This window comes from Spirillospora sp. NPDC047279 (assembly GCF_040643285.1).
Taxonomy (GTDB): domain Bacteria; phylum Actinomycetota; class Actinomycetes; order Streptosporangiales; family Streptosporangiaceae; genus Spirillospora.
Genome location: NZ_JBEYUA010000007.1, coordinates 197,853 through 211,312 on the forward strand (window position 1 = coordinate 197,853; position 13,460 = coordinate 211,312).

7 protein-coding genes are annotated in these 13,460 nt (G+C 73.4%); 3 read left to right on the forward strand and 4 right to left on the reverse strand.

Annotated elements, in window-relative coordinates:
• Positions 1-45: 45 nt before the first annotated feature.
• Positions 46-5,931, reverse strand: coding sequence for a TIR domain-containing protein (locus tag ABZ810_RS19670; RefSeq protein ID WP_358404803.1), 5,886 nt, complete (start codon positions 5,929-5,931; stop codon positions 46-48).
• 76 nt (positions 5,932-6,007) lie between these two features.
• On the opposite strand from ABZ810_RS19670, the gene ABZ810_RS19675 reads away from it, so the two are divergent.
• Positions 6,008-7,237, forward strand: a complete 1,230-nt coding sequence (locus ABZ810_RS19675) for an SLC13 family permease (RefSeq protein WP_358404805.1) — start codon at positions 6,008-6,010, stop codon at positions 7,235-7,237.
• On the opposite strand, the gene ABZ810_RS19680 is transcribed toward ABZ810_RS19675, so the two are convergent.
• From ABZ810_RS19680 to ABZ810_RS19690, 3 genes are read right to left on the reverse strand one after another with little or no spacing between them, the layout of a single operon-like run.
• Positions 7,227-8,111, reverse strand: coding sequence for an inositol monophosphatase (locus ABZ810_RS19680; RefSeq protein ID WP_358404807.1), 885 nt, complete (start codon positions 8,109-8,111; stop codon positions 7,227-7,229). The two genes, ABZ810_RS19675 and ABZ810_RS19680, sit on opposite strands and share 11 nt — an antisense overlap.
• A 22-nt stretch (positions 8,112-8,133) precedes the next feature.
• Positions 8,134-8,862: a hypothetical protein gene (locus tag ABZ810_RS19685; RefSeq protein WP_358404809.1), complete on the reverse strand. Its 729-nt coding sequence runs from the start codon at positions 8,860-8,862 to the stop codon at positions 8,134-8,136.
• Positions 8,862-9,875, reverse strand: a complete 1,014-nt coding sequence (locus ABZ810_RS19690) for a hypothetical protein (protein WP_358404812.1) — start codon at positions 9,873-9,875, stop codon at positions 8,862-8,864. The genes ABZ810_RS19685 and ABZ810_RS19690 overlap by 1 nt, the downstream gene beginning before the upstream one ends.
• Before the next feature lie 173 nt (positions 9,876-10,048).
• On the opposite strand from ABZ810_RS19690, the gene ABZ810_RS19695 reads away from it, so the two are divergent.
• Together ABZ810_RS19695 and uvrB are read left to right on the forward strand one after the other, a co-directional pair.
• A complete protein-coding gene (locus ABZ810_RS19695) occupies positions 10,049-11,206 on the forward strand; it encodes a histidine kinase (protein WP_358404815.1) in 1,158 nt (385 codons plus the stop codon).
• A gap of 92 nt (positions 11,207-11,298) precedes the next feature.
• A complete protein-coding gene (uvrB, locus tag ABZ810_RS19700; RefSeq protein ID WP_358404817.1) occupies positions 11,299-13,443 on the forward strand; it encodes an excinuclease ABC subunit UvrB in 2,145 nt (714 codons plus the stop codon).
• The last annotated feature ends 17 nt before the right edge of the window (positions 13,444-13,460 follow it).

Here is a 13,460-nt window from a genome sequence, read left to right on the forward strand (position 1 = left end):
CCGGCCGTTCCCCGGGTGCGGGCGGCCTCTGGGGGCGCAGGTGGGCTAGAGGTCGGCCTCCAGGGCCAGCCTGCGGACTTCGGGCAGGTAGGGGTCCAGCTCGCCGGGCTCGAAACGGCACATGCCGATGCCGTACCAGAACTCGGCCGTGGCGTTGCCCTCCCACTTGTAGCGGCCGTCCGGGGTGAGCGCCGCCCAGCCCTCCGACAGGCCCAGCAGCGTGGCGCGCCGCGCCGGCGCCGACGGGTCGCCGACGTCCCACAGCAGGATGGCGCCGTCGTCGCCCGCGCTGGCCATGGTCACGCCGTCCGGGGAGAACGCCAGCGACCACACGCGGCGGGTGTGGCCGGGCAGTGTGTGCAGGTGCCGTCCGCTGTGCGGGTCCCACAGGCGGATCACCAGGTCGTCGCCGGCGGTGGCCAGCAGCGAGCCGGACGGGGCGAACGCGGCCGTCCACAGGCGCCCGGTGTGGCGGGTCAGGACGTGCCGGGTCTCGCCGGTGCGGTGCTCCCAGAGCCGTGCGGTGCCGTCGTTGCTGGCGCTGGCGACCAGGTCGCCGTCCGGGTGGAAGGCCACGCGGTAGACGCGGTCGGCGTGGCCGCGCAGCGTCGTGAGGCACTCGCCGGAGCGGGTGTGCCAGATGCGCACGAGCCCGTCGTCGCAGCCGGTGGCCACCAGCGTGCCGTCCGGGCTGAAGTCGATCGAGCGCACGCGGCCCTTGTGGTCGGCGAGGTTGACGGTCTCGCGGCCGGTGGTCCAGTACCAGAGCCGGACGCTGTCGTCGTCGTTGGCCGTCGCCAGGATGTCGCCGGCCGGGTTGAACGCCTGCGCCCACACGTGGTCGGTCTCGGCGTTCAGCTCGCGTTCGAACGTGCCGGTGCCCGCCTGCCACAGGTGCACGCCGCCGTCGTTGGTCGCGGTCGCCAGCTGGGTGCCGTTGGGGTTGAACGCGGCGGACGTCAGGTTGTCGGCGGTGCCGCGCAGCGGCTCGCCGACCAGCCGCCCGGTGCGCGGCTCCCAGAGGCGCACCAGGCCGTCGTTGCCCGCGCCGGCGAGCAGCCCGCCGTCCGGGCTGAAGCACACGGTGGTGATGCGCCGGCCGTGGCCGCGCAGCACCACCCGGCACTGCCCGGACTCGGCGTCCCACACGCGGGCGGTGCCGTCGTTGCTGCTGGTCGCCAGCTGCGCGCCGTCCGGGCGGAACGCGAACGGCCACACCGCGCCGCGGTGCCCGGCCAGCTCCAGCCGCTGCCGTCCGGTCTCGGCGTCCCACAGCCGCACCGACCCGGCGCTGTCGGCGGTGGCCAGCCGCCCGCCGTCCGGGCTGAACGCGGCCTGGTAGATGGCGCCGCCGTGACCGGCCAGGGTCAGCTTGTGCCGCGCGTCCTCCCAGATCCGCACCGATCCGTCGGTGTCGCCGGTGACCATCAGCTCGCCGCCGGGATGGAACGCCAGCGCGTAGACGCGTCCGGTGTGGCCGAGCAGCTCCTGGCGGATCTCGCCGGTGCGGATGTCCCACAGCCGCACCACGCCCGCCTCGTCGCCCGCGGCCAGCAGCGACCCGTCGGGATGGAACACCGCCCGGTAGACGGCTCCGCGATGGCCGGTGAGGGTGCGGTCGAGCTCGCCGGTCGCCAGGTCCCACACGCGCAGGGTGCCGCTCGCGTCGCCGGTCACCATGCGCGGCCGCACCGGGTCGAAGACCGCCGTGTAGACCGGCGCGGTGTGGCCGGGCAGCTCGTGCCGCAGCTCGCCGGTCGCCGCGTCCCACACCCGGATCACGCCGTCGGCGGCGCCGGCCGCCACCTGCGCGCCGGGGCCGAAAACCACCGGCCAGACGCCCTCGTCGTGGACGGTGAGGGTGTGCGCGCAGCGCCCGGTGGCCAGGTCCCACAACCGTACGGCGCCGTCGGCCGAACCGCTGGCCAGCATGTTGCCGCCGCGGTCGAACGCGACGGCGTAGGCGCGGTCGCGGTGCCCTTCGAGGGTGCGCAGCGGCGTGCCGGTGACGGCGTCCACGATGAGCACGCCGCCGTCCTCGCTGCCGACCGCCAGCACCGCGCCGCCCGGGCTGTAGGCGAGGGGTTGCGGCAGGCGGCTGGTCTGGAAGTGGAACCCGTACGGGACGCCGACGGCGGCGGGCGCGATCTGCACGTCGATGGGGCGGCCGGGCGCGATGGCGGCCTCGCGCAGCTCGGGCGCCTGGGCGAGGCGGTCGGGGAGGGCCGCGGCGATGAGCGCGGCGCGCGTCCACGTGCTGCCCTCGATCGCCGCGTCCCGCAGGTCGGCGTTGGCCAGCCGGGCGCGGTTGAGGTTGGCGCCGCGCAGGTCGGCGCCGGTGAGGCGCGCCTCGTCCAGCCGCGCCCCGGCCAGCGAGGCGTCGCGCAGCACCGCGCGCGACAGGTTGGCGCCGACCAGCTGCGCGTCGGTGAGGTCGGCGCCGGTCAGGTCGACCTCCTGGAGGTCGCGGTAGGAGAGGTCCTCGCCCTGGAGGTTGGCGCCGCGCAGGTCGGCGCGGGCGGGCGTGCGCAGCCTGGTGGTGACCTTGATGGCGTTGGCGCGCTCGACGTCCTGGCGGTCGGCGTCGGCCAGGACGGTCTCCGCCCACCGCTGCAGCGCGCGCGTGTCGGCGAGGTCGCACAGGAAGTCGACGGTCAGCTGCGACAGCGCGCGCGTCGACAACGCCCGCGGCGGGGCGTCGCGCGCGAACTCGGCGGCGATGTGCCGGGCCACGAGCCACTCCATCACCGAGCCGTGGATGAAGCCGAACAGCCCGTCCTCGGTGCGGACCAGCAGGCTCCCGGCGCCGACGGCGTGCGTGACCTGGTGCGCCGACAGGCGTCCCTCGGCGAGGTCGGTGAGCGTGTCGGCCACGTCCGACAGCTCGTTGAGCCGCAGGAACGACTCGTTGCTCTCCCACAGGCGCAGCGCGAGCGTGCCGACGGCCCGCCACATGTCGTCGGTGCCGAGCCCGGAAGGGCCGCCGGTGGCGCGCACCCGTTCGGTCTCGTGCGTCAGCCAGGACGTGAGGATCTCGCGGTAGAGATCGGCCGGGCTGACGGTGTGCCGGGCCCGCGCGACGGCGCGCAGCCGGTCTTCGGGCAGGTCGGCGATGAAGCTCAGCATGCGCGGGTTGCTGGTGAGGCCGAGCAGCTCCTCGATGCCCGACAGGATGCGCAGCCGGTCGTCGGCGGTCTCCTCGTCGCCGTACCGGTGCACCAGGTAGGAGCGGACCTGCGCGGGGGTGAAGTCCTCGATGCCGAGCACGCGCCGGTGCGGCAGCACGCCGACCCTCTCGCCGAGCGCGGTGAGCACCTGCGCCTGCGACTTGAAGTGCTGCGTCCGGCTGGCCACCACGATCTTGGCCTTGTCCTGCGCGGCCTGGAGCAGCGTGTCGAGGTGGTCGGTGGCCTGGTCGTAGGTCACCCGGGTCACCAGCTCGTCGAAGCCGTCGAACAGCAGCACGATGCGGCCCTGCCGCAACATGTAGTGGAACGCCTTGAGGTCGATGAGCTCCTCGCCGTGGTTGGCCAGGTGCGCGGCGACCAGCCCGTCCACCGAGTGCGCCTTGTCGAGCGCCCGCAGCTCGATGAGGATCGGGATCACGTGCGGCAGCTCGGCCGGGATGCGCCGGGCCAGCTCGCGCAGCGCGAACGTCTTGCCGCGCCCGAAGTCGCCGAGCAGCAGCAGGAACCGCCCGTGGTCGGCGGCCAGCAGCCGCACCATCTCGCCGACCAGGTCGTCCTGCGCCTCCGGCCCCGCCGCGGGCCGGTCGAGGTCGCGGTAACGCTGCGGGACGTACAGCGACGGCGGGTAGAGGCCGCCCGAGGCGAGCCGGCTCGTCTGCCCGCTGACGTACTCCGACAGGTCGAGCAGCCCCTGGAACTCGGTGAGGCTGCGCACCCGGACGCCGCGCCGGAACGCGTCCTCGCGCAGCGACCGCGGCGGCGCGGTGCCGAGGTAGACCAGCTCGGAGCCGTGGTCGGCGCCGTCGGCGTGCACGTGGCGGACGAACGCGTCGATGTCGTCGGCGCCGACGGTGCCCACGTGCGCGCCGATCCGGTATTGCCGGACGAACCCGTCCTCCATGTGCGTCAGCAGCAGGTGCGGCGGCTCGGCCGTGCTCCCGCCGCGCGAGGCGGGGACCACGCGCCGGATCGTGGCACGTTCGAAACGGGTCTCGCACGCCTCGGCGATGCGGTCGAGCAGGTCGGCGGTGGGGTCGGCGGCGGGCTCGACCTGGACCTGGCGCGGGCCGATCTCAGGCGTCGGGCCGACCGCGGTCTCGCCGGCCGGGCGGCCCGCCTCGCCGGGCGGCGGCGGGAACGTGCCACCGACCTTGACCCACGCGCGTTCGAGGCGCTCCGGGCCGCGGCGGGCGGCCTCCTCCGGGATCCAGCGCTCCAGCCCGCCGCGCCGGACGACCACGACCTGGTGGCGGCCGGGGCCGAGCGCCGGGACGCACGGGGCGCCGGACGGCAGGTGCGGGAGGCCGCTGCCGAAGTCGGGCTCGGTGCCCTGGAAGAAGAGGTTGACGTGGCCGCCGAGCAGCGAGTCGACGGTGGCCGGGTCGGGGGCGCGCAGCGCGCCGGGCTCGCCGCCGATCGGGGTGTGCTCGACCGCCGCGAGCCGCAGCCAGCCCTCGTCCTCGAAATGCCGCAGCCGCTCGGTGAACCACGCCGCCTGCGCCTGGCCGACCTGCCCGTACCGGTCGCCCTCGCGGTGGGTCTGCGGGAGCGTGGAGTTGAGGCCGGCGATCACGACCTTGAGGTCGGGCACCGGGAAGAGCGTCCACGGCTGGGCGCTGTCGAAGACCAGGCTGTCGAGGCCCTGGTAGAGCTCCTTGAAGAGCCCGGCGAAGTGCCGCCACTTGGGCCAGTAGGGCGGCTGCGGGTCGATGTCGTCGGCCTCGCAGCTGGAGAAGTAGGCCTGCGACGCGGCGCGGTTGACGTCGTGCGTGCCCGGCACGATCACCACGCGCTGCGCCTCGAGGCCGAGCAGCGCCCGCAGGCTGGTGAGGAACGACAGCGCCTCGGTGAACTCCTTGCGGCTGCCCGAATGGGTGAGGTTGCCGGTGACCACCAGCAGGTCGGGCCGCGGCACGTCGGAGTCGGCCAGCCGGGTGACGTCGCTCCAGATGCGGTCCTGGAGCTCGGTGGCGGTGGTGGGCTCGTCGGGATCGGCGAGCGTGCGGCCGAACCGCGGGCCGCTGACGTGCAGCACGCTGACGTGCTCGCGCGGCTCCGGGGAGGCCCCGGACGCGGCGGGGAACGCGGGCGCGGCGACCGGGGCGCGGCGGGCCGGGCGTTCACCGGCCGGCTCGGGCAGCCGCGGCCCGCCCCGGTGGTGCGGCTCGGCGGCGCGGTACGGATCGCCGTGGCCGGAGTCGTCGCGCTCGACGTGGCCGGTGAGCGGGGCGCGCCCGCCCGGGCCGGGGCCGCCGGCGGTGCCCGCGCCGCCGGGGAAGCCGGGGCCCGCGGCGGGCATCGCGTGCCCGGCGAGCGCCTCCTGGATGCGCCGCATCAGCAGGCCGCGCGCCTCGTCGGGATCCTCGACGCCGACGAGGTCGACGTAGGTGATGGTGGACAGGAGCCCGTCGATCGGGCAGTCCTCGATCCGTACCGTCACCAGCTTGTTGGCCGGGTCGTCGGGGTCGGCGCGCAGCGCGGCCATCCACTCCCACCGGCCGTAGCGCGAACGCAGGTAGTTGCGCGACAGCACCGCCACCACGACCTTGGCCTCCGACAGGCCTCGGTCCATGAAGTCGATGAAGTTGGTCCCCGGCACGAAGTCCCAGGCCTGCATCATCGTCCGGTGCCCGGCCGCCTCCAGCTGCCAGGCGATCCAGGCCGCCCACCGCTCGTCGGCGGGGGAGTAGCTGATGAAGAAGTCGGTCGGGCGTTCCTGGCGTGACTGACCGGGGGGAGTCATGCAGCGATTATCGCCCGGCGCGAACCGGGGACGCAGCATCGCGCGGCCCGGCGGGGCATATGGGATCATGTTCGCCGTGTCACGTCCAGCTCAGGTCCTCCGCACCGCCGCGGACTCCATGGGGGTGCTCGACTGGATCCGGATCGGCCTGCTGCTGCTCGGGCTGTTCTTCGTGGCCACCGGCCTGCTGCCGCGCGCGGACGCCGAGGCGAGCATCGAGCGCATCGCGCCCCTGCTGCTGTTCCTGTTCAGCGTCATCGTGCTGGCCGAGCTGACCAAGGAGGCCGGGGTCTTCGACGCGATCGCGCAGCGGCTCGCACGGTGGGGGCGCGGCGACTACTTCGCGCTGTTCCTGCTGTGCGTCGCGTTCGCCTCGGTCAACACCATCTTCCTCAACCTCGACACGACGGCCGTGCTGCTGACGCCGGTCATGCTCGCGCTGGCCGTGCGGGCGCGCATCGCGACGCTGCCGCTGGCGATGACCACCGTGTGGCTCGCCAACACCGCGAGCCTGCTGCTGCCGGTGTCCAACCTGACCAACCTGCTCGCGGCCGATCGGGTGGCCCTGGAGACGCCGGAGTTCGCCGCGCGCATGTGGGCGCCGCAGCTCGCCGCGATCGCGGTCACGATGGTGCTGCTGTGGGTCTTCTTCTGGCGGCGGTCGATGCGCGGTGAGGACGCCGCGCGGTACGAGCCGCCCGAGCCCGAGCCGGTGCGCGACCGCACGCTCTTCTCCGCGACGGGGCTGGCCTGCCTGCTGTTCATCGGTGCGATCCTCGCCGGGGTGCACACGGGTGTCCAGCTGGGCATCGCGGCGACCGTGGCGGCGGCGGTGGCGGTGGCCGCGTTCGCGGTCCGCGACCGCGCGGCGCTGCGCCCGTCGCTGATCCCGTGGCAGCTGATGGTGTTCGTCACCGGGCTGTTCCTGGTGGTGCCCACGCTGGAGCGGTTCGGGCTGGACGAGGTGATGCGGGCGCTCATCGGCACCGACGACGGCGCCGCCGGGGCGGCGCGCGCCGCGTTCGCCGGCGGCGGCCTGTCGAACCTGCTCAACAACCTGCCCGCGTACGTCGCGGGGGAGTCGGCCGTCCCCGAGGGCAACCAGGACCAGCTGCTGTCGCTGCTCATCGGCACCAACGTCGGGCCCGTGATCACGCCGTGGGGCTCGCTGGCGACGCTGCTGTGGTTCGAGTGGTGCCGCCGCTGGGACGTGCGGGTGCCGATGCGCAAGTTCGTCCTGACGGGCACGGCGCTCGCGGTGCTGGGCTGCGCCGCCTCCGTCGCGGCGCTCCTGCTCACCGGGTGACGGCGGGGCGGGCGGCGGAGGCGCCGCCCGTCGTCTCCAGGAGGCGGCCGAGCAGGTCGGGACGGGCCGCGACGAAGCTGCGCGCCGCGTCCGGCAGGTCGATGCCCGCCGCGTACGGGCCGCCCCCCAGCGCGCGGAGCTCCGCCCCCGCCTCCTGCGCCAGCAGCGCCCCGGCGGGCAGGTCGATCAGCTCGGTGCGGTAGCCGACGATCCCGTCGATGTCGCCGCGCGCCAGCATCGCCCAGGCGACGAGCGGCGCCCACAGCTGCAGCAGCCGCCCGCCGTGGAAGTCGAGCATGCCCTTGAGCCCGGCCGCGGTGGCGTCGTCGCGCGGCACGCCGTGCCCCTGCACCCACGCCAGCACGGGCCGCTCGGCCCGGCCCGGGCGCGGCCTGGCCGGGAGCCGCAGCGCCGCGCCGTCCGGGCCGCGCGCGCCCTCGCCCTGCACCGCCGTCCACGTCCGGCCGCTGACCGGTTCGTGCACGACGCCCAGCACGGGCATCGGGCCGGCGCACAACGCCAGGCCGACCGCGCACACCGGCATCCCGATCGCGACGTTGTTGGTGCCGTCCAGCGGATCGACCAGCCAGGTGAACGTGCCGTCGGGCGCGCCGACGACCCCGGCCTCCTCGGAGATGACGCGATGACCGGGGAAGGCCGCGCCGAGCCGTTCGAGGATCACCGCCTCGCAGGCCAGGTCGAGGTCGGTGACGACGTCCACCTCGCTGTGCTCGGAGTCCTTGATCCGCACCTCGAACGGGCCCGTCATCCGGGCGCGCAGCAGCTCTCCGGCCGCCTCGGCGGCCCGGGACGCGACGTCGCGCGCCTGGTGAAGATCGACGAGAGGGGCCGGGGCGGGGGTCGATGGGGTCATCGGGGCCTCTCCGTGGTGGTGATCAGAGCCTGGCCGACCTGCGGCCGTCATCGGGGGCGGGACCGGCGGGTCCGGGCGGGCCGGGCGGGCCGTCGTGGGCGGCCTCCAGCAGGCGGGCCGAACGGTGCGCGGCCCGCGCGATCTCGCCGGGGTCGCAGTGCGTGCGGCGCGTCCGGTGCGTGGGGGTGTCGAGCGGGCCCAGCGACAGGTCGCCGCCGCCCGGCGTCTGCCGGCCCAGCGCGACCGTCGCCGCGTCCGGCCCGTCCTCGATGTCGGTGCTGTGGAAGACCCCGGCGGGCAGCGTGTAGGTGTCGCCGGCGCGGTGGACCGCCGAGTCGCCGGGAGAGAAGCGGACCGTGCGCGGCGTGGCGTGCAGCTCGTCCTCCCCGCTCCGGCTGACCACCTGGAAGACCCGGTGGCCGGCCCCGGCCCCGGCGGGGAGCTCGTCCACCCGCGCGCGGGTGTTGCGCAGCGCCCCGTACAGCACGAAGCTCATCAGCTCCCAGCTGTGGCAGTGCACCGGCGAGGTGGTGGCCGGTGCCGCGGGCGCCTCCGGCGACCAGATGTGCAGGCAGACGCCCAGGTCGCCGGTACGTTCCACGGGCAGGCACAGGAAGCCGAGCGGATGCCGCACCGCCGCGACCGCCAGCCGCCCGGCCGCGATGTCGTCCAGCACGCGGTGCGCCCACGCCGGCAGGACGTCCGTCGCGGTGCCCGCGACGAGCGCGCCGTGGATGTCGTCGTAACGCATCACTCGAAGGGGTCTTTGGCCCGGAGGGCCTTGCGGATGATGTCGATGACGTCGCGGTCGGAGTAGCCGCGGGCCAGGTCGATGCCGAGCACCTCGAAGAGCTTGCGGGTCTCCTCGACGGTCGGCTCGTCGTCCAGCGGCGCCAGGCGGGCCTGCTCGATCGGGACGCGCCGCGCCTGGTCGAGGCTGACCTGGAGCTCGGCGCTGTACCAGCCGTAGTAGAACTTGTCGTTGTTGATGACCAGCGCCTCGCCGCGCGGGTCGTCGCGGGTGACCACCACGCACGCCTTGGACAGGTCGTAGCGCAGGGTCGTCATCGTCTGCGAGAGGCCGAGGTCGATGTCGAGCATGCCGAACCGCTGCTTGTGCCAGCAGGCCGCCAGGATCGTCGCGTACGCCTCCTTGCGGGTGCGCTCCAGCGTCCACGGCTCGCCGGTCGCGTCGGTCTCGTCCGACACCGAACGGCGGTGCCGCGCGTACGCCTCGCAGACCTCCACGTTGGTCGGATCGAGGATCTCGACCCGGAACAGCAGGGTGCGGCGCTCCCGCCGGGCGGCCGCCACGCACTCGGGCAGGGTGCGGGCGCGGATGTAGGTGCCGGTGCCGCCCTTGAAGAACCAGCGGTCGGTGTCGCGGCGCGCCTCGGCGAGCACCTGCCCGACCTGGGCGCCGCTGATGACCCGCACCACGGCGGTCTCGTCCAGCGCCCGCTTGGTGTCGGAGATCACATCCTCGAAGCGCTCGATGTGCTCCAGGCGCTCGCTGAGCCCGGTCAGCGTGGCCGACGACGCGCGCAGCGTGTCGCGGACCTCCGCCTCCACCGGGATGCGGCGGCCCCGGTCGCGCAGGATCGAGGACGCCAGCAGGCCGACGACCGCGAGGATGGCGCTGTTGACCACCTGCGTCTCGTTCGGCACCTGCAGGCCGAGGCTGATCACGGCGACGACGATGGCGAGGGTGAGGGCGATGACGGCGTCGGCGTTCTTCCCGAGCCAAATGGCGAATCGGGTCATCGTTGGCTAATTCCCCGTTTCCCTGGGCGGCGCCGTCATCGTAACCAGACAGTGGTGTCCAGGCCAGGCGATACGGTCCGTCTCGTAGGGTCCCGGCGGGCCGGGCCCCGGGACCTGGGGTGATGGTCAAGTATCGGGGCAGGCCGGGCAATGCCTGGCTATAGGCTCGTCACATGCGCTTTCGGAACTGGTGGTCGGCGCTGTGGCCGACCCGTCGGTCCCGGATTCTCGACATCTCCCTGGCGGCCGGCACGGCCGTCTTCGACGCGATCTGGTTGTGGCACGCCCCGCAGGAGTTCTACCTGCCGCCGCCGGTCGTCTCGGTCTGCAGCGCCGTCCTGGCACTGGGCCTGGTGGTCCGGCGGCGCCACCCCGTCGCGCTGGCGCTGTTCATGGTGGTCTTCAGCACGGTCACGGGCGCCGGCGGCATCGCCGGGCTGATCATCGTCTACTCGCTCGGCGCGTACGCCGCGTCCCGCCGCGCGGTGATCGCGATCGCCGCGGCCGTCTACCTCTCGTTCCTGATCTTCCCCGGCCCGACCGCGGTGGGCGAGCCGTTCCTGGCCCTGGCGACGTTCGGGCTGGCGTTCACGGCGCTGCCGGTGGTGCTGGGCCTCTACATGGGCGCGCGCAAGCAGCTGATCGCGTCCCTCCAGGAGCGCACCCGGCGGCTGGAGCGCGAGGTGCACCTGCTCGCCGAGAAGGCCCGGGCCGAGGAGCGCACCCGCATCGCCCGCGAGATGCACGACGTCGTCGCCAACCGGGTGAGCGTCATGGTCGTCCACGCCGGGGCGCTCAAGGCCGTCGTCACCCGCGACCCCGACCGGGCCGCCGAGACCGCCGCGGTGATCGGCGACATGGGCCGCCAGGCGCTCGACGAGCTGCGCCAGGTGATCGGCGTTCTCCGGCAGGGCGAACGCGCCCTCCAGGCCGGGACGCCCACCATGGACGACTTCCGGGCGCTGGTCGACCAGTCCCAGTCCGCCGGGCTGCGCGCCGAGATGCTCGTCCAGGGCGAGGAACGCGACATCCCGCCCGCCGTCGGCCGGACCATCTACCGGCTCGTCCAGGAGGGCCTGACCAACGTCCACAAGCACGCGGGCGACGCCAACACCATGATCGGCATCCTGATGTTGCCGGACGCGGTCGAGGTGGAGATCGAGAACGCCCCGCCCGGCGGCCGGCCCGAGCACGGCCTGCCCAGCGGCGGCAACGGCCTGGTCGGCCTGCGCGAGCGGGTCACCGCCCTGGGCGGCACGTTCAACGCCGGGCCCATCGCCGACGGCGGTTACGCCCTGCGCGCACGGATCCCCCTGCCGGCCGGGAAATAGCACGGTCCGCGCGATTGTCATACCCCCTGCATAGAGTTGGGGGGAGCGGGCCGGTCTCGGCCCGGGCAGCTTGATCAGGGGAGAACGAACGCATGCGGCCCATCACTGACCTGCAGCGCAAGGTGGCGCCGATCGAGGTCGTCACCGAGATGACGCCGTCCGGCGACCAGCCGCAGGCGATCGCCCGGCTGGCCGAGCGCATCGAGGGCGGCGTCAAGGACGCGGTCCTGCTGGGCGCCACCGGCACCGGCAAGACCGCCACCATCGCCTGGCTGGTCGAGAAGCTCCAGCGGCCCGTCCTGGTCATGCAGCCCAACAAGACCCTGGCCGCCCAGTTCGCCAACGAGCTGCGCGAGATGATGCCCAACAACGCGGTCGAGTACTTCGTCTCGTACTACGACTACTACCAGCCCGAGGCCTACATCCCGCAGACCGACACCTACATCGAGAAGGACTCCTCGATCAACGACGAGGTCGACCGGCTGCGCCACTCGGCCACCAACAGCCTCCTCACCCGGCGCGACACCGTCGTCGTCGCGTCCGTCTCCTGCATCTACGGCCTGGGCACCCCGCAGGAGTACGTCGACCGCATGGTCCAGCTCAAGGTGGGCCAGGAGATCGAGCGCGACGCCCTGCTGCGCCAGCTCGTCGGCATGCAGTACACCCGCAACGACCTGGCGTTCACCCGGGGCACGTTCCGCGTCCGCGGCGACACGATCGAGATCATCCCGCAGTACGAGGAGCTCGCCGTCCGCATCGAGATGTTCGGCGACGAGATCGAGAAGCTGAGCACCCTGCACCCCCTCACCGGCGAGGTCATCACCGAGGACACCGAGCTCTACGTCTTCCCGGCCTCCCACTACGTCGCCGGCCCCGAGCGCATGGAGCGGGCCATCGGCGGCATCGAGGCGGAGCTGGAGGAGACGCTGGCGACCATGGAGCGGCAGAACAAGCTGCTCGAGGCCCAGCGCCTGCGCATGCGCACCACCTACGACATCGAGATGATGCGCCAGGTCGGCACCTGCTCCGGCATCGAGAACTACTCGCGCCACATCGACGGCCGCGAGGCGGGCACCGCGCCCAACACCCTGCTCGACTTCTTCCCCGAGGACTTCCTCCTGGTGATCGACGAGTCGCACCAGACCGTCCCGCAGATCGGCGCGATGTACGAGGGCGACGCCTCCCGCAAGCGCATGCTCGTCGAGCACGGCTTCCGGCTGCCGTCCGCCATGGACAACCGCCCGCTCAAGTGGGAGGAGTTCCTCGAGCGCATCGGCCAGACCGTCTACCTGTCGGCCACGCCCGGCACCTACGAGATGAACCGCGTCAAGGGCGACGTGATCGAGCAGGTCATCCGCCCCACGGGCCTGATCGACCCCGAGGTGATCGTCAAGTCCACCAAGGGCCAGATCGACGACCTCATCCACGAGATCCGGCTGCGCACCGACAAGGACGAGCGGGTCCTGGTCACCACCCTCACCAAGAAGATGTCCGAGGACCTCACCGACTACCTGCTGGAGCTCGGCATCCAGGTCCGCTACCTGCACAGCGAGGTCGACACCCTGCGCCGCATCGAGCTCCTGCGCGAGCTGCGCTCCGGCGAGTTCGACGTCCTCGTCGGCATCAACCTCCTGCGCGAGGGCCTCGACCTGCCCGAGGTGAGCCTGGTCGCCATCCTGGACGCCGACAAGGAGGGCTTCCTGCGCTCCGAGACGTCCCTCATCCAGACCATCGGCCGCGCCGCCCGCAACGTCTCCGGCCAGGTCCACATGTACGCCGACACCGTCACCCCGTCGATGGAGCGCGCGATCGAGGAGACCAACCGCCGCCGCGCCAAGCAGCAGGCCTACAACGAAGAGCACGGCATCGAGCCCACCGCCCTGCGCAAGCGCATCGCCGACATCCTCGACTCCCTCGTCCGCGAGGACGCCGACACCGAGACCCTCATCGGCGGCGCCGGCCGCCAGCAGAGCCGCGGCAAGGCCCCCGTCCCCGGCCTGGCCTCCCGCCGCAGCGGTGCCCAATCGCGCGCCTCCGGCACGGCGCCAGGCCGCCACGCCGCCGACCTGGTCGGCGACCGCCCCCGCGAGGAGATGGAGTCGCTCATCGAGCAGATGACCGACCAGATGCACCAGGCCGCCACCGACCTCCAGTTCGAGCTCGCCGCCCGCCTCCGCGACGAGATCAAGGAGCTCAAGCGCGAACTCCGCGACATGAAGGAAGCCGGCGTCAAATAACGCTCCGCAGCGCCCCG

Coding starts and splice junctions, on each gene's coding strand:
- ABZ810_RS19670 (WP_358404803.1), bottom strand. CDS start 5,931: ATGACTCCCCCCGGTCAGTCACGCCAGGAACGCCCGACCGACTTCTTC.
- ABZ810_RS19680 (WP_358404807.1), bottom strand. CDS start 8,111: ATGACCCCATCGACCCCCGCCCCGGCCCCTCTCGTCGATCTTCACCAG.
- ABZ810_RS19685 (WP_358404809.1), bottom strand. CDS start 8,862: ATGCGTTACGACGACATCCACGGCGCGCTCGTCGCGGGCACCGCGACG.
- ABZ810_RS19690 (WP_358404812.1), bottom strand. CDS start 9,875: ATGACCCGATTCGCCATTTGGCTCGGGAAGAACGCCGACGCCGTCATC.
- ABZ810_RS19695 (WP_358404815.1), top strand. CDS start 10,049: ATGCGCTTTCGGAACTGGTGGTCGGCGCTGTGGCCGACCCGTCGGTCC.
- uvrB (WP_358404817.1), top strand. CDS start 11,299: ATGCGGCCCATCACTGACCTGCAGCGCAAGGTGGCGCCGATCGAGGTC.